Annotated in this window: 15 protein-coding genes; 4 read left to right on the plus strand and 11 right to left on the minus strand. The window is 67.7% G+C overall.

Going from position 1 to position 13,747, the window contains the following annotated elements:
* Positions 1–56 precede the first annotated feature (56 nt).
* On the minus strand, positions 57–1,097 hold the full coding sequence (locus IFT55_RS10155) for a COX15/CtaA family protein (RefSeq protein ID WP_192091689.1): 1,041 nt from the start codon (positions 1,095–1,097) through the stop codon (positions 57–59).
* Positions 1,098–1,263: 166 nt separating this feature from the next.
* On the opposite strand from IFT55_RS10155, the gene IFT55_RS10160 reads away from it, so the two are divergent.
* Positions 1,264–1,815 carry a DedA family protein gene (locus tag IFT55_RS10160; RefSeq protein WP_192091690.1) on the plus strand — a complete coding sequence of 184 codons (552 nt, stop codon included), beginning with the start codon at positions 1,264–1,266 and terminating at the stop codon, positions 1,813–1,815.
* Between the two features lie 59 nt (positions 1,816–1,874).
* On the opposite strand, the gene coaD is transcribed toward IFT55_RS10160, so the two are convergent.
* The 7 genes from coaD to IFT55_RS10195 all read right to left on the minus strand — a co-directional run bounded on the left by coaD (position 1,875) and on the right by IFT55_RS10195 (position 7,957).
* A complete protein-coding gene (coaD, locus tag IFT55_RS10165) occupies positions 1,875–2,381 on the minus strand; it encodes a pantetheine-phosphate adenylyltransferase (RefSeq protein WP_192091692.1) in 507 nt (168 codons plus the stop codon).
* Positions 2,378–3,283, minus strand: a complete 906-nt coding sequence (locus IFT55_RS10170) for a polyprenyl synthetase family protein (RefSeq protein WP_192092081.1) — start codon at positions 3,281–3,283, stop codon at positions 2,378–2,380. Before IFT55_RS10170 ends, coaD begins: the two co-directional genes overlap by 4 nt.
* Entirely contained in the window at positions 3,283–3,525 is a 243-nt protein-coding gene (locus IFT55_RS10175; protein WP_192091694.1) for an exodeoxyribonuclease VII small subunit, read from the minus strand. Before IFT55_RS10175 ends, IFT55_RS10170 begins: the two co-directional genes overlap by 1 nt.
* A gap of 56 nt (positions 3,526–3,581) precedes the next feature.
* Positions 3,582–4,100 (minus strand): DNA-deoxyinosine glycosylase, encoded by a 519-nt coding sequence (locus tag IFT55_RS10180; protein WP_192091695.1) that lies wholly within the window; start codon positions 4,098–4,100, stop codon positions 3,582–3,584.
* Positions 4,064–5,233 (minus strand): NAD(P)/FAD-dependent oxidoreductase, encoded by a 1,170-nt coding sequence (locus tag IFT55_RS10185; RefSeq protein ID WP_192091697.1) that lies wholly within the window; start codon positions 5,231–5,233, stop codon positions 4,064–4,066. The genes IFT55_RS10180 and IFT55_RS10185 overlap by 37 nt, the downstream gene beginning before the upstream one ends.
* 172 nt (positions 5,234–5,405) lie before the next feature.
* Positions 5,406–6,824: a M48 family metalloprotease gene (locus IFT55_RS10190; protein ID WP_192091699.1), complete on the minus strand. Its 1,419-nt coding sequence runs from the start codon at positions 6,822–6,824 to the stop codon at positions 5,406–5,408.
* Positions 6,825–6,883: 59 nt separating this feature from the next.
* On the minus strand, positions 6,884–7,957 hold the full coding sequence (locus tag IFT55_RS10195) for a PA0069 family radical SAM protein (protein WP_192091701.1): 1,074 nt from the start codon (positions 7,955–7,957) through the stop codon (positions 6,884–6,886).
* A gap of 53 nt (positions 7,958–8,010) precedes the next feature.
* On the opposite strand from IFT55_RS10195, the gene IFT55_RS10200 reads away from it, so the two are divergent.
* The gene (locus tag IFT55_RS10200) at positions 8,011–8,343 is read left to right on the plus strand and encodes a VOC family protein (RefSeq protein ID WP_192091702.1); all 333 of its coding nucleotides are present in this window, start codon (positions 8,011–8,013) and stop codon (positions 8,341–8,343) included.
* Positions 8,344–8,399: 56 nt separating this feature from the next.
* Positions 8,400–8,891 carry a YbjN domain-containing protein gene (locus tag IFT55_RS10205; RefSeq protein WP_192091704.1) on the plus strand — a complete coding sequence of 164 codons (492 nt, stop codon included), beginning with the start codon at positions 8,400–8,402 and terminating at the stop codon, positions 8,889–8,891.
* A 37-nt stretch (positions 8,892–8,928) separates the two neighbouring features.
* Here IFT55_RS10205 and moaB read toward each other — a convergent pair whose 3' ends face one another.
* Genes moaB through IFT55_RS10220 form a run of 3 tightly spaced genes read right to left on the minus strand, consistent with a single transcriptional unit; the run spans position 8,929 to position 11,955 of the window.
* A complete protein-coding gene (gene moaB / locus IFT55_RS10210; RefSeq protein ID WP_192091706.1) occupies positions 8,929–9,456 on the minus strand; it encodes a molybdenum cofactor biosynthesis protein B in 528 nt (175 codons plus the stop codon).
* Positions 9,446–11,191 (minus strand): lytic transglycosylase domain-containing protein, encoded by a 1,746-nt coding sequence (locus tag IFT55_RS10215; RefSeq protein WP_192092082.1) that lies wholly within the window; start codon positions 11,189–11,191, stop codon positions 9,446–9,448. The genes moaB and IFT55_RS10215 overlap by 11 nt, the downstream gene beginning before the upstream one ends.
* Before the next feature lie 29 nt (positions 11,192–11,220).
* The gene (locus IFT55_RS10220; RefSeq protein WP_192091708.1) at positions 11,221–11,955 is read right to left on the minus strand and encodes a uracil-DNA glycosylase family protein; all 735 of its coding nucleotides are present in this window, start codon (positions 11,953–11,955) and stop codon (positions 11,221–11,223) included.
* A gap of 119 nt (positions 11,956–12,074) precedes the next feature.
* Here IFT55_RS10220 and IFT55_RS10225 point away from each other — a divergent pair, with 119 nt between their 5' ends.
* A complete protein-coding gene (locus IFT55_RS10225) occupies positions 12,075–13,736 on the plus strand; it encodes an electron transfer flavoprotein-ubiquinone oxidoreductase (protein ID WP_192092083.1) in 1,662 nt (553 codons plus the stop codon).
* Positions 13,737–13,747 lie beyond the last annotated feature (11 nt).

Genomic DNA, 13,747 nt, shown 5'->3' on the forward strand with positions numbered 1-13,747 from the left:
CCAATTGCCCAACGCAGCCCGATAAGTCAAGTAAACCGCGGCTTTGCTGACGGGTATTATGATACCCGGTTGCGGCGACCGGCGGCGTGCGCGCCCCATGTCGTGGCGACGACCAGCAATGCACCGACCAACTGGTGCAGCGCCGCGACCTCGATCCGCATGCCGGTGACGACGGTCGAGATGCCCAGCAGGATCTGGACACCGAAGGCGATATGGATCGCGCGGGCGACCTTTGGGTGGCCGGCGCGCTTCGCGGCGCGCGCGAGGATCACCAGCGCGGCGACGGCGACCCACGCCCACCACCGATGGATGAAGTGGACCACCCATGGATCGTTGACGATCGCATCCAGCGGCCGTCGCGCCGCCCATTCGGCAGCCGGAAAGAAGCGCCCGTTCATCAGCGGCCATTCGTCGGTGACCAGTCCGGCATTCAGCCCGGCGACCCATGCGCCGAACAGCAGCTGGACGAACAGCACGAGTCCGGCGACGGCCCCGATACGCGTCAAGCGCGCCGGTCGCGCCGCCCGGTTCGCTGCCAGTTCGCGCAGGTCGAGCGCGGTCCACACGATGCCCGCAAGGATCAGCATCGCGTTGAGCAGATGAACCGACAGGCGGATGTGCGACACGTCGGTACGATCGGAAAGGCCCGACGCGACCATCCACCAGCCGACCGCGCCCTGTAGTCCGCCGAGCGCAAGCAGCGCCAGCAGCCGCCCCTTATATCCGGTCGGGACCGCCCGCCGGACCCAGAACCACAGCAGCGGCAGGGCAAAGGCGAGACCGATGATCCGTCCGAGCAGCCGATGGACATATTCCCAGAAGAAGATCGCCTTGAACTGGGTCAGGGTCATGCCTTGGTTCAGAAGCTGATATTCGGGAATGCGCCGGTAGTTGGCGAATTCGGCTTCCCATGCCGCAGCGGTCAGCGGCGGGATCGTGCCCGACAGCGGCTTCCATTCGGTGATCGACAGGCCGGATTCGGTCAGGCGGGTGATGCCGCCGACGACGACCATCGCCACGACCAGCACGGCGACGAACCATAACCAGCGGGCAACGGCGCCCGGACGGGCGAGCGGGGACGGGGGGGGCGCGAGCATGCCGTGTTCCTAGACCAAATCAGTCGCGAACAGAACCGTTCGCATCGGACCGGGCATCGTTCGTCGCCACGCAATTACCCGAGACGGAACAACGGGTTGGTGCACCCACGCGCACTGGACCGTTCCACCAACTCCGCTACTGTAGGCGGATGCAGGTCGTCCGCCCATGACGATCGAGATTCTGATCGCCCGATACGGTCTTGCCGCGCTGTTCCTAGGCGCGGGGCTGGAAGGCGAGACGATGGTCGTGCTGGGCGGAATCATGGTCCAGCGCGGCACGTTTCCATTCGTCGGCGCGGTGCTGGCGGCGGCGGCGGGGTCGTTCGTCGCGGACCAGCTGTTCTTTGCGGGCGGGCGCCGTTTCCGCGACCATCCGCGCGTGCGGCGGGTGTCGGCGCGACCTGCCTTCGCCCGCGCGCTGCGGGCGTTCGACCGGCATCCGACGCTGTTCGTGTTCGCGTTTCGCTTTCTCTACGGGCTGCGGACGGTCAGCCCGGTCGCGATCGGGACCACCCGTCTGCCGACCGCCCGGTTCATGGCGCTGAACGGGACCGCCGCGCTGGTGTGGGCGACGGTGTTCGTGTCGATCGGCTACTGGTTCGGCCACGGGCTGACCGCCGCGATCGGGCGGTGGCTGCCGTCGTGGCAGGTGCTGGCGGGCGGCGGCATCGCGGTCGTCGCAGCGCTGGTTACCGGATGGCTGGTCCGGCGACGGTAGGGCGTTTTGATGTAAGCCCGTGACCGCGTATCGTGCGTGCCATGTGCTTTCGGCTTCGGTCAGTCGCCCTTGCGGCCGAGGCGTTCGACGCGGGCCGTGACGTCGTCATGGACCGTCGGAGTCACGAACTTCCCGATCGCACCGCCGTACATCGCGATTTCCTTCACCAGCCGCGACGCGATCGGTTGCAGCGAAACGTCGGCCATCAGAAAGACCGTTTCGATGCGGTCGTTGATCTGCTGGTTCATGCCCGCCATCTGATATTCATACTCGAAATCGGCCACCGCGCGCAGGCCGCGCACGATCACGCTGGCCCCCTGCCGCTCGGCAAAGGTCATCAGCAGCGCGTCGAACGCGACCACGGTGATGTCGCCATCGACGCTGGCCACCTCGCGCTCGACCATCGACAGGCGTTCGTCGAGCGTGAACATCGGCGACTTCGACGGATTGGTCGTGACGCCGATCACCAGCCGGTCGACCAGCTTCGCGCCGCGCCTGATGATGTCCATATGCCCCAGCGTCACCGGATCGAACGTGCCCGGATAGACGCCGACCCGCGCGCTCAACGGTCGCGCTCCAGCACGTAGCGGGCGATGGCGCGCAGCAGATCGGCCTCGTGCCCGAAGTCGCGCAGATGCTCGATCGACTGTTCGACCAGCAACCGGGCCTGTTCGCGCGCGCGGTCGAGGCCGAGCAGCGACAGGAACGTCTCCTTGCCCGCCTCGCCGTCCTTGCGCAGCGCCTTGCCCACCGCCGCCTCGTCGCCTTCGACGTCGAGAATGTCGTCGGCGATCTGGAAAGCGAGGCCGATGTCGCGGGCATAGCCGTGCAGCCCGGTCCGCTGATCTAGCGGCAGGCGGCCGAGGATCGCCCCCGCCTCGACCGAACAGGCGATCAGCGCGCCGGTCTTCATCGCCTGTAACCGGGTGACGGTGTTCAGGTCGAGCGTCGTGCGTTCGGCCTCCAGATCCATCGCCTGTCCGCCCGCCATGCCCGACGGACCCGACGCCTTCGCCAGCGATGCGATCAGTTCGATACGGACATGCGCGTCGGGATGCGTCGCCTCGTGCGCGAGAATCTCGAACGCCAGCGCATGCAGGCAGTCGCCGGCAAGGATCGCGGTCGCTTCGTCATAGGCCTTGTGGACAGTCGGCTTGCCGCGCCGGACGTCGTCGTCGTCCATCGCGGGCAGATCGTCATGGACGAGGCTGTAGACATGAATGCATTCGATCGCGGTCGCGGCGCGGGCGGCGCGGATTCGGTCGACGTTGAACAGCCGCGCGGTGGCGAACACCAGCAACGGACGCAGCCGCTTGCCCCCGCCGATCGCCGCGTGGCGCATCGCACGGTACAGATTGGCGCGCGGATCGCCGGGGATCGGCAGGAGCGCGTCGAACTGACGGTCCATTTCGGCCGAAATCTCACGCAGCGCGGCGTTCAGCGAAACGGGGGGCGGTGACGATCCCATCACTTGGCGTCGAACGGCTGGGTGGAAGCACGGCCTTCGGCATCGACCCGGATCGCTTCGATCCGCGCCTGCGCCGCGTCGAGCCGCGCGGCGCATTGTCCGCGCAACAGGTCGCCGCGCGCGTACAGGTCGATCGCGGTCTGAAGGTCTTCCTGTCCGGTTTCCAGCCGGCTGACGATCCCTTCCAGTTCACGCAGCGCGTCTTCGAAGGAGAGGGCGGACACATCGGGTTCGTCGGACATGGCCACGCTATGCGGCAGCACGCGGTGGTTTTGCAACCGCTTGCACACGCAATCGGTCAGTCGTGCAGATACGCGCCGATCGCATCCCATGCCGGTTGCTTGGCCGCGACGCCGATCGTGTGCAGCGGGCTGCTGGACGGAAGCGCCAGCGTCGGCACTCCGGGGACGAGCCGGTGTCCCTGCCGCCACGCGGTGCCGCCGTTGAACGCGACCAGCCGTAATGCGGGCAGGGTCGCGACCAGCGCGGCAAGGTCGTTGGCGGCGACGTCGCGGATCGCCGCGTCGCTGCTGCCCGGGCGCGTCGCGCTGGCGACCACGTCCCACAGGCCGATGCGGGATGCGCGCAGCGCGTCCAGCCGGTCGGGATAGGGCAGGGCAGGCAGGTCGGTGCCGACGACCGCCGACAACAGCCGCCAAAACTGGTTCTGCGGATGCGCGTAATAACGTTCGGCCCGCAACGACGCATCGCCGGGCAGGCTGCCGAGGATCAGGACGCGCGTGGCGGCATCGACGACCGGCGCGAACGACGCCTTGCGCGTCACACCGCCTGTCCCGCCGCCCAGCCGCTGGACCATGCCCACTGGAAATTATAGCCGCCCAGCCAGCCGGTGACGTCGACCGCCTCGCCGATCGCATACAGGCCGGGCAGGTGCTTTGCCGCCATCGTCCGCTGGTTCAGCCCGTCGGTGGCGATGCCGCCGACGGTGACTTCGGCCTTGGCGAAGCCTTCGGTGCCGCTGGGATCGAAGCGCCAGCCCGACAGGGTCCGTTCGATGTCGGTCAGGGCCGCATCGCGCTGGTTGCCGATCTCGCCCGGACAGGCGATGCGTTCCGCCAGCGCCTCCGCCAGCCGGTCGGGCAACGCCGCGCCCAGCACCGATCGCATGCCAGCGCGGGGCCGGGCGCGCTTGGCGGCAAGCAGCCAGCCCGGCGGCTGGTCGGGGACGAAATCGATCGTGACCGGCTCGCGGTGCCGCCAATAGGACGACACCTGAAGGATCGCCGGACCGGACAGGCCGCGATGGGTGAACAGCGCCGCTTCCCGGAACCGCGTCCCCGCCGCCGTCGCGACGACGTCGGTGGCGACGCCCGACAATTCGCGGAACAGCGCGTCTTCGGGCGGGAGCGTCAGCGGAACCAGTGCGGGGCGCGGTTCGACGACCTTGAGGCCGAAGCGCCGGGCAAGATCATAGGCGAAGCCGGTCGCGCCGAGTTTCGGGATCGACGGTCCACCGGTCGCGATCACAAGCGTCGGGGCGGTCCCGATGCGATCGCCATGGGTCACGGTGAACATGCCGTCGGCATGGGTCACGTCGTGTACGGGTCGGCCCAGCGCGATCTCCGCCCCCGCCGCTTCGTGCAGCAGCATGTCCACGATCTGTCGCGCCGATCCGTCGCAGAACAACTGGCCGAGCGTCTTTTCATGCCATGCGATGCCATGGGTATCGACCAGCGCGACGAAATCGGCGGCGGTGTAGCGCCCAAGCGCGGATCGCGCGAATTGCGGATTGGCGGAGACGTAGCGGTCCCACGTCGCGCCGACATTGGTGAAGTTGCACCGTCCCCCGCCCGAAATGACGATCTTTCGTCCCGGTTCGGGTGCGTGGTCGACGACCAGTACGCGCCGCCCGCGCTGTGCGGCGATGCCGGCGCAGAACAGCCCCGCGCCGCCCGCGCCGAGTATTATGACGTCATGGGATGGTGCCATGGCTGCGCCATCGCATGGACCGTCGGCGGGGTGAAGGGGTTGCGCGACGCCGGTCGCCGGTGGCGCATCGCCGAAGCGGTCAGGCGAACCGCGAGATGCTATCCACGCGCAAACGCGATCGGGGCCGGACCTGCGCACCGTCGGTGCGGGGCCGGTCCGGCTCCGAAGGTCGTTACCCGCGTACCACCAGCTTCACCAGCCGGCCGGGGACCAGCCGTTCGCCCGCCGTCAGTCCGTTCAGCGCAAGGAAGCGCTCACGCTGGAAATCGGGATACGCCATCTGCCGCGCCAGCGTGTCCACCGTGTCGCCTGCACGCACCGTGGCAATCCGGATACGCTTGCCGGTGATCGCCTGCGCCTCTGCCTGGTTCAGCGGCGCGAGGCTGTTCAGCAGCGATTCGAACGGGCCGATGCCACGTCCGGCGGGGGTGACGATCTGGAAGTAATAGGTTGCCGAGGGATAGCGGAACGCGGCGATGGTGACGTCGACCGCCTGCCGGTCGGCGGTGGCGCGCACCGTTGCCAGCGCCACGTCGGTGCCGTTGATCCGCGTCGTCTGCGGCGTGACCGATCCGGTCGCGCCCAGCGCGGTCAGTTGCTGCCGGACGAAGCTGCCGAGGTCGGTGGTCGCGCTGCCCATACGGAACTGCGCCTGCCCGCCGCCGCCCGCAATCGTCACCGCATCGGTGCCGTTGGCGAGCGTGTAGCCGGCGGGCGCGGCGAAGCGGATGCGGAGGCCGGGATGGCGGAAGGTCGTTCCGTCGACCACGCCCTGCGCCGGATCGTCGTCATAGCGCAGCCCGTCGAGCATGCGCAGATATGCGACGTCCTGCACCGGGCGGGCCGCGTTTCCGGTCGCGAGCGCACGGGCGCGCTTTACCCGGTCGGCTCCGTTGGGATGGGTGCTCATCCACGTCGGCACGGCGTTCGCTTCCCGCCCGGCGGTCTGTGCAGCCAGCGCCTGCGCATCGTTCAGGCGAGCGAGCGCATCGGCCATACCCGTTCCGGGATACCCCGCAGCGGTGGCATAGCGGACGCCGAACTGATCGGCCTGATATTCCTGATTGCGGCTGTACGACAGGGTATACAGCTGCGATCCCACACCGGCGATCCGGCTGACGATGTCGCTGCCGGTCACTGCGCCCAGCAGAGCGGCGCCGACCGACCCGATGGTCGAACGCGTGTTGCGCGAATTCGAATGGCGGGCGGCGACATGGCCGACTTCATGGCCCAGCACCGCCGCCAGCTCCGCCTCGCTGTTCATCAGCGCCAGCAACTGCCGCGTGACATAGACATAGCCGCCGGGGATCGCGAAGGCGTTCTCGACCGGCGAATTGAGCAGCGTGACAGTGAAGTCGCCCGACGCGTTGGACAGGCCCGACTGGACCGCGACGCGTTTGCCGATGCGTTCGACATAGGCGGCCTGCGGCCCGGCATAGGCGCCGCCATATTGCGCGAGCAACTGCGGATTGGCCTGTTCCCCCTGCGCTCGGTCGCGTTGCGAGATCGAGCGGGTCTGTGCCGACGCCGACGCCGGTGCGGCGATCAGCGATGCGCCCGCCGCGACGCCGGTCCAGAAACGTGCCTTCATAGTCCCCACATCCTCCATGTTCCGCCAAGATACGTTGCGGGCGGGTAACGGTTCCGCGCCTAGCCGAACAGATCGCCTTGCGGTCCGGCAGGCGGACGGAACAGATCGGCGCGAACCCGCATGCTGGTCCGGTTCAGGCCGTGGCGGCGACACGCGGCATGGAACCGCGCCGCCAACAGGTCCGCCCAAGGCCCCTGACCCTGCATCCGGCGAAAGAAATCGGGATCATTGTCCCGCCCGCCGCGCAGCGACCGGATGATCGCCATCACCTTGCCCGCACGGTCGGGAAAATGCGTATCGAGCCACGCGCGGAACAGCGGTGCGACCTCGTGCGGCAACCGGACCGGCAGGAAGAAGGCGGACCGCGCACCCGCCCGCGCGGCGCGTTCGATCAGATGCTCGATCTCGTGATCGGTGATCGCGGGAATGACCGGCGAGATCGAGACATAGGTGGGAATGCCCGCCGCCGTCAGCGTCGCCACCGCCGCCAGTCGTTTTTCGGGATGCGGCGCGCGCGGCTCGATCGTCCGCGCGATCAACGGGTCGAGCGAGGTGATCGAGATGGCGACCGACGCCAGCCCCTTTGCCGCCATCGGCCCCAGCAGGTCGATGTCGCGCGTCACCCGGTCGGATTTGGTGGTGATGGTCAGCGGATGGTTCGTTTCCGCCAGTACTTCGATACACTGACGGGTGATGCGCCAGTCGCTCTCGATCGGCTGATACGGATCGGTGTTGGTCCCGAACGCGATCGGACGCGCGACATAGCCGGGCTTGCCCAGTTCCGCGCGCAGCAGCGTCGCGGCATCGGGCTTGGCGAACAGCCGCGTTTCGAAATCCAGCCCGGGCGACAGGTCGTGATAGGCGTGGGTCGGACGCGCGAAGCAATAGATGCAGCCATGTTCGCAGCCACGATACGGATTGATCGACCGGTCGAACGGAATGTCGGGCGACGCATTGCGCGCGATGATCGTCCGCGCGCGCTCGACCGTCACCGTCGTACGCAGCACCGGCTGCGCACCGTCGACCGTATCGCGCCAGTCGAGCCAGTCGCCGTCGTCGGACCGTTCGTTCAGCCCGAACCGCCGGCTGGCATCGTTGATCGTCGCTCCACGGGTCGGCCGGCGCTTGTCCATTGCATCGGACTACCGCTTATGCCAGAACGGATCAAGAACAAGGGGGCGGGGCAATGGCACGATTGAACTATCTGGAACTGCCGGTCGCGGCGACGGGGCCGGCGGCGGCATTCTATCGTTCGGTGATGGGATGGGACTTCGCCGAGTACGGTCCGGACTATGCCGCGACGACCAGCGGCGATACCGATGTCGGGCTGGACGCCGATACGACGCTGACCGTGATGCTGCCGGTGATCGAGGTCGACGACCTTGAAGCGACGCTGGCGGAGGTCGAGGCGGCGGGCGGGACGGTGGTGCAGCCGATCTTTGCGTTTCCCGGTGGACGGCGGTTTCACTTCCGCGATCCCGACGGGCACGTTCTCGCGGCGATGGTGCCGGAAGGATGATGGCGTCGCGCCGGGCGGGGCGATAGGCTGGCGCCGGGTCACACAGGGGGGAACGGATGATCGGATGGGTATCGGCGCTTGCGATGGTCGCGGGCGTGCAGGGTGCGGCTGCGCAGGCGGACCTGCGGCAACCGGGCAATGTCGTGACGGCGTTGCAGACGGCCGGGTACAAGGCGCAGTTGAAGTTGAACGACGATGGTGAGCCCTATATCATCAGTGCGACCAACGGCGAGCCGTTCACGGTCGACTTCTACGAATGCACCGGGTTGAAGGACTGCAAGTCGTTCCAGCTATCGGCGTGGTACGAGAAGGAAGCGGTTTTCACACCCGCCATGGCGAACGAGTGGAACGCGAAGCGCCGGTTCCTGAAAGCCGCGATCGATTCGGAAGGCAACCTTCGCGAATATCTCGACGCGACGGTCGTCGGCGGTATGACGCAGGCGCAGTTCGAAGAGATACTGCAATGGTATTCCGACATGGACGGCGTGTTCAACACGTTCGTCGCGGAGAAGCGTGCCGCAGCGAAAGGTGCGGCACGCGTCAAGTGACGGGGCGGGGCCAGCCGGAAACCGGTTGCCCCGACCCTTATCGTTCCAGCAGCCTCGGCATCAGTTCGACGAAGTTGCACGGCCGGTGGCGGATATCGAGCTGATCGGCGAGGATGCCGTCCCACCCGTCCTTCACCGCGCCGGTCGATCCGGGCAGCGCGAAGATATAGGTGCCGCGCGCGACGCAGGCGGTGGCGCGCGACTGGATGGTGGACGTCCCGATCTTCGCGAAACTCTGCCACCGGAACAGCTCGCCGAAACCGGGGATCATCTTGCTGGCGACCCGTTCGACCGCTTCGGGCGTGATGTCGCGACCGGTGACGCCGGTGCCGCCGGTGGTGATGACGCAGTCGATGGCGGGTTCATCGATCCACGCGTGCAGCCGCGCGACGATGACGTCGATATCGTCGCGGACGATGCCGCGATCGGCAACGACATGGCCCGCGCCCTCGATCCGTGCGACCAGCGTGTCGCCCGAACGGTCCTCCGCCAGCCCGCGCGTGTCGGACACGGTCAGTACCGCGATGCGGACGGGCACGAACGCCCGGGTCGTATCAACGGGCACCGGCGACCCGCGTCGAATTGCGTCCGTTCACGACCCGGACGGCGGCGGCACCGGGCAGGCCGGGGAATTTCGGCCACATGCCCTGCGCCAGCGCAGCCCGGCTGGCGGACGGCTTGCCCGCCTGTTTCTCGTACATCCAATAGTTGCGCAGCACCGTCATCACATAGCCGCGCGTTTCCCAGAACGGGATCGATTCGATGTACAGCAGCGGGTCGCCACCGTCGCGCGATTGCAGGTTCCATGCCTCGACCGGGGTCGGTCCGGCGTTATAGGCCGCGATGACCTTCGGCAGCAGTCCGCCGGTGAACGGGCGGTCGCGCAACTGTTCCAGATAGCTTTGCCCGACCGCCATGTTGAGCTGTGGTTTCGACAGTGCGGAACGGTCGACCGTCAGCCCGTGCGCGCGGGCATAATCGGTCAGCGCGCCGGGGCGGATCTGCATCAGGCCCGTAGCGCCTGCCGGGCTGACCACATCGGCGTCGAACCGCGATTCCTGCAACGTGTGCGCGAACACCAGCGCCTTGTCGACGCGCCATCCGCCTTCCGGCGTCCAGTCAGGCGCGGGATAACGCGCCTCGGTCAGCGGACGTGCGCCCTGCGGGCCGTTGTGCGACAGCCATAGCTGGGTCGCGGGCAGGTTCAGATTGCCGCACAGCCGGGTCAGCGCGGCGTAATCGGCCGCCGTTCCGATTCGTGCCTGATAGCGCAGCACCTTGTCGGCCAGCGCGTCCTCACCGATCTCGACCAGCGCAGCGGCGACCTTGACGTTGGGGCGGCGTTCGAGTTCGCGCCAGTCGGCGCTGACCGGTGCCGACAAGCGGGGCACCGCCCCATCGACGACGCCCAGCGCCTGTCGCGACAGCAGGCCGTAATAGGTTTCGCCATATTGCGACGCGGTCTGCAGACGAGACTGGACCAGATCGGGCCGGCCGCACGCGATGTCGGCACGCGACGCCCAGTACAGCCCGGCGGAGCGGAGTTCGGTATCGGTCGCACGCTGTGCCACCCCGGCGAAGGCGACCTGTGCCGCGGTGCAATCCTGTTGCCGCCACGCCGCCAGCCCCTGCGTCCAGTCGGCCTGTGCCGCCCATTCGCCGGTGCCGCGCTGCGCGGTCGCGGCGACCCGGCGGGCATTGGCATCGTCGCCCGCGACGAAATAGATCCACGCGACCCGCCCGCGCATCTCGGTCAGCGCTTCCGGGGTCAGATCGGCCTCGCGCGTGGCGACCAGCGCTTCGGCACCGGCCCCGTCGTCGACCTTGACCATCGGCTTCATCGCTTCGAGCAGTTGCGCGGCGGCGGTATCGCTGCGCGCGGCGCGGGCACGGACGCGAACCGGCGCGGCATCGAACCAGATCAGCCGTTGCTGCGTGGGCAGCGCCGGCAGGGCATCGGCCCCGCGGGTCTTTGCCAACCGGGCCAGATCGGGCGCGTGCGGCAGATCGGGCGCTTCGGTCAGCAGCGCCATCAACTGCGGCAGTTCGACCCGGGGCGACCCCTTGGCCAAAAACAGTTCGGCGCGGGCGACGGCGTGGAGCGGGCCGGGGGTCATCGCACTCAGCCGCAATTCGGCATCGTTCCAGCGCGCACCCCGGATCGACGCGAACACGGCGCGATAGGCGTCGCGCGTTTCGGGGGTCAGTTGCGGCGGCACGCGGGCATCGACCGCAGCGGTGGCGGCGGACCCGCGACCGGGCGCGTCGTCCCCGGCGGCATGGGCGACGGCGGGCAGCATCAGCGCCGCGAACAGGAGGGTGACTGGCTTCACGCTTCGGTGTCCCTGATAAGCAACTGCAGGTGGCGCCACGCTTCCGCCTTCATCCGGGGTTGCGCCAACAGGAAGCGCGGATGGAAGGTCGCAATCGTCGGGCACGCTATCCCGCCATGTTCAAGTATTTGTAAAGCCCCCCGTTCTACCGGCTCGCCAAGCATCGCCAGCCGTGGGGCGTCGCCGAGCAGCAACAGCCGGCGCGGGCGGGCCAGCGTGACGTGATGCCGCGCGAGCCGATACAGCTCGGTCGCGCTGGCCGGTGAGACATGGCCGGTCAGCGGCCGGGCGGCGGCGATGGTCGCCACCGCGATCTCCGCCCGCGACAGCCCGATCGCCGCGAGCATTCGGTCGAGCAGAACACCGACCGGACCGGTCAGCAGGCCGGCTTCGGCGGAGTCGTCTTCCTCGGGTATGTCCGCCAGCACCATCAGCGGCGCATCCGCGACGGCGGCGAACGGAATGGGATCGACGTTCCATGTCGCTTCGGGTGCGGCGTCCGAAGCACGCCATGCAACGAATGCGTCGAGCGTATCGGGCAGCGCGTCGACCGCCGCCAGTGCGGCGGCGGCACGCGGCGACGCTACGGCAACGGGCACGGCGGTCGGTGGCGGTACAGCGAACCAGTCGCGCGGAACATCCTCGACCAACAGGTCGACACCCGCATCGTGCCACCATTCCAGTGCGCTTGCGGCCTGTCCGTGCCAATCGATATGTTGGTCCGCCCCCATGCATCCCCTAAGACGCCGCCTTGACCTCCCCGTCAATCTGCCCAAATCGGGGCAAGGACAAGCCGTTGCAGCGGCGCGACGACATGGGTCGGCGCGGGCGGGCGGCAGAGGGAATGATGATGAGCGAGCGGGAATCGATGCCCTATGACGTCGTGATCGTCGGGGCAGGGCCGGCGGGCCTGTCCGCCGCGATCCGGCTGAAACAGATGGCGGCGGAGACCGGCGACGAGATCGCGGTGTGCGTGCTGGAAAAAGGGTCCGAGGTCGGCGCGCACATCCTGTCGGGCGCAGTGTTCGATCCGCGTGCGATCGACGAATTGTTGCCCGATTGGCGCGACATGGGCTGTCCGATGGCGGAAGTGCCGGTGACGGAAAATCATCACTGGTTGTTGACCGGCACCGGCCAGAGCGAGGTGTCGCACCGCATCCTGCCGCCGTTCATGCAGAACAAGGGCACCTATACCGGGTCGCTCGGCAATCTGACGCGCTGGCTGGCCGAACAGGCGGAGGGGATGGGCGTCGAGATTTTCCCCGGCTTCGCCGCGGCGGAAATCCTGTATCACGACGACGGATCGGTAAAGGGCGTAGCGACCGGCGACATGGGCGTGGCGCGCGACGGCACGCGCAAGCCCGACTGGCAGCCGGGGCTGGAACTCCACGCGAAATACACCTTCCTTGCGGAGGGCGTGCGTGGCCATCTGTCGAAGCAGCTGATCCGCAAGTTCGATCTGGCGAAGGACAGCGATCCGCAGGTCTATGGGCTGGGCATCAAGGAATTGTGGGACATTCCGGCGGACCAGCATGTCCCCGGCCGGGTGATCCATACCCAGGGCTGGCCGCTCAGCGAAACGCGCGGGTCGAACGGCGGCGGGTTCCTGTATCATCAGGCGAACGGTCAGGTCGCGCTGGGGTTCGTGACGTGGCTCAACTATTCGAACCCCTATCTGTCGCCGTTCCACGAAATGCAGCGGTGGAAGACGCATCCGGCGATCGCCGCGATCCTGAAGGGCGGCAAGCGCGTGTCGTACGGCGCGCGGGCGATCAACGACGGCGGGTGGCAGTCGGTGCCGAAGCTGGTGTTCCCCGGCGGCGCCCTGATCGGATGTTCGGCGGGGTTCCTGAACGTGCCCCGGATCAAGGGCATCCATACCGCGATGAAATCGGGGATGATGGCCGCCGAGGCCGCCTTCGCCGCGATCCGCGACGGGCGCGGCGGTGATGAACTGGCCGCCTATCCCGCCGCGTACGAGGTCAGCTGGGTCCACGAGGAACTGCGCACGGTCCGCAACGTCGTCCCGCTGGTCAAGAAATTCGGCGATTTCGTCGGGTCGGGTATCGCGAACGGCACGATGTGGGCGGAACATTGGGGGCTGCGCATGCCGTTCACGATGAAGCATCGTCCCGATCATGAAAGCCTGTGGCGCAAGGATCAGGTGTCGCCGATCGCCTATCCAAAGCCCGATGGCGTGCTGAGTTTCGACCGGCTGTCGTCGGTGTTCCTGTCGAACACCAACCACGAAGAGGACCAGCCGGTCCACCTGACGCTGAAAGACCCCGACGTGCCGGTCACATACGACCTGCCGCTGTACGACGAACCGGCGCAACGCTATTGCCCGGCGGGCGTATATGAGATCGTCGGCGAAGACAGCGGTAATCCGCGCTTCGTCATCAACGCGCAGAACTGCGTCCATTGCAAGACGTGCGACATCAAGGACCCGACCCAGAATATCGTGTGGGTCGTGCCGGAAGGCGGCGGAGGACCGAATTATCCGAACATGTAGCATCGCGCTGA

Origin of the sequence: Sphingomonas sp. CFBP 13720 (assembly GCF_014842075.1) — a bacterium.
Taxonomy (GTDB): domain Bacteria; phylum Pseudomonadota; class Alphaproteobacteria; order Sphingomonadales; family Sphingomonadaceae; genus Sphingomonas.

Coding starts and splice junctions, on each gene's coding strand:
- IFT55_RS10205 (WP_192091704.1), top strand. CDS start 8,400: ATGATCGGATGGGTATCGGCGCTTGCGATGGTCGCGGGCGTGCAGGGT.
- IFT55_RS10170 (WP_192092081.1), bottom strand. CDS start 3,283: ATGGGATCGTCACCGCCCCCCGTTTCGCTGAACGCCGCGCTGCGTGAG.
- IFT55_RS10185 (WP_192091697.1), bottom strand. CDS start 5,233: ATGGCACCATCCCATGACGTCATAATACTCGGCGCGGGCGGCGCGGGG.
- IFT55_RS10190 (WP_192091699.1), bottom strand. CDS start 6,824: ATGAAGGCACGTTTCTGGACCGGCGTCGCGGCGGGCGCATCGCTGATC.
- IFT55_RS10195 (WP_192091701.1), bottom strand. CDS start 7,957: ATGGACAAGCGCCGGCCGACCCGTGGAGCGACGATCAACGATGCCAGC.
- IFT55_RS10155 (WP_192091689.1), bottom strand. CDS start 1,097: ATGCTCGCGCCCCCCCCGTCCCCGCTCGCCCGTCCGGGCGCCGTTGCC.
- IFT55_RS10200 (WP_192091702.1), top strand. CDS start 8,011: ATGGCACGATTGAACTATCTGGAACTGCCGGTCGCGGCGACGGGGCCG.
- IFT55_RS10180 (WP_192091695.1), bottom strand. CDS start 4,100: ATGGTCCAGCGGCTGGGCGGCGGGACAGGCGGTGTGACGCGCAAGGCG.
- IFT55_RS10215 (WP_192092082.1), bottom strand. CDS start 11,191: ATGCTGCCCGCCGTCGCCCATGCCGCCGGGGACGACGCGCCCGGTCGC.
- IFT55_RS10175 (WP_192091694.1), bottom strand. CDS start 3,525: ATGTCCGACGAACCCGATGTGTCCGCCCTCTCCTTCGAAGACGCGCTG.
- IFT55_RS10160 (WP_192091690.1), top strand. CDS start 1,264: ATGACGATCGAGATTCTGATCGCCCGATACGGTCTTGCCGCGCTGTTC.
- IFT55_RS10220 (WP_192091708.1), bottom strand. CDS start 11,955: ATGGGGGCGGACCAACATATCGATTGGCACGGACAGGCCGCAAGCGCA.
- IFT55_RS10225 (WP_192092083.1), top strand. CDS start 12,075: ATGAGCGAGCGGGAATCGATGCCCTATGACGTCGTGATCGTCGGGGCA.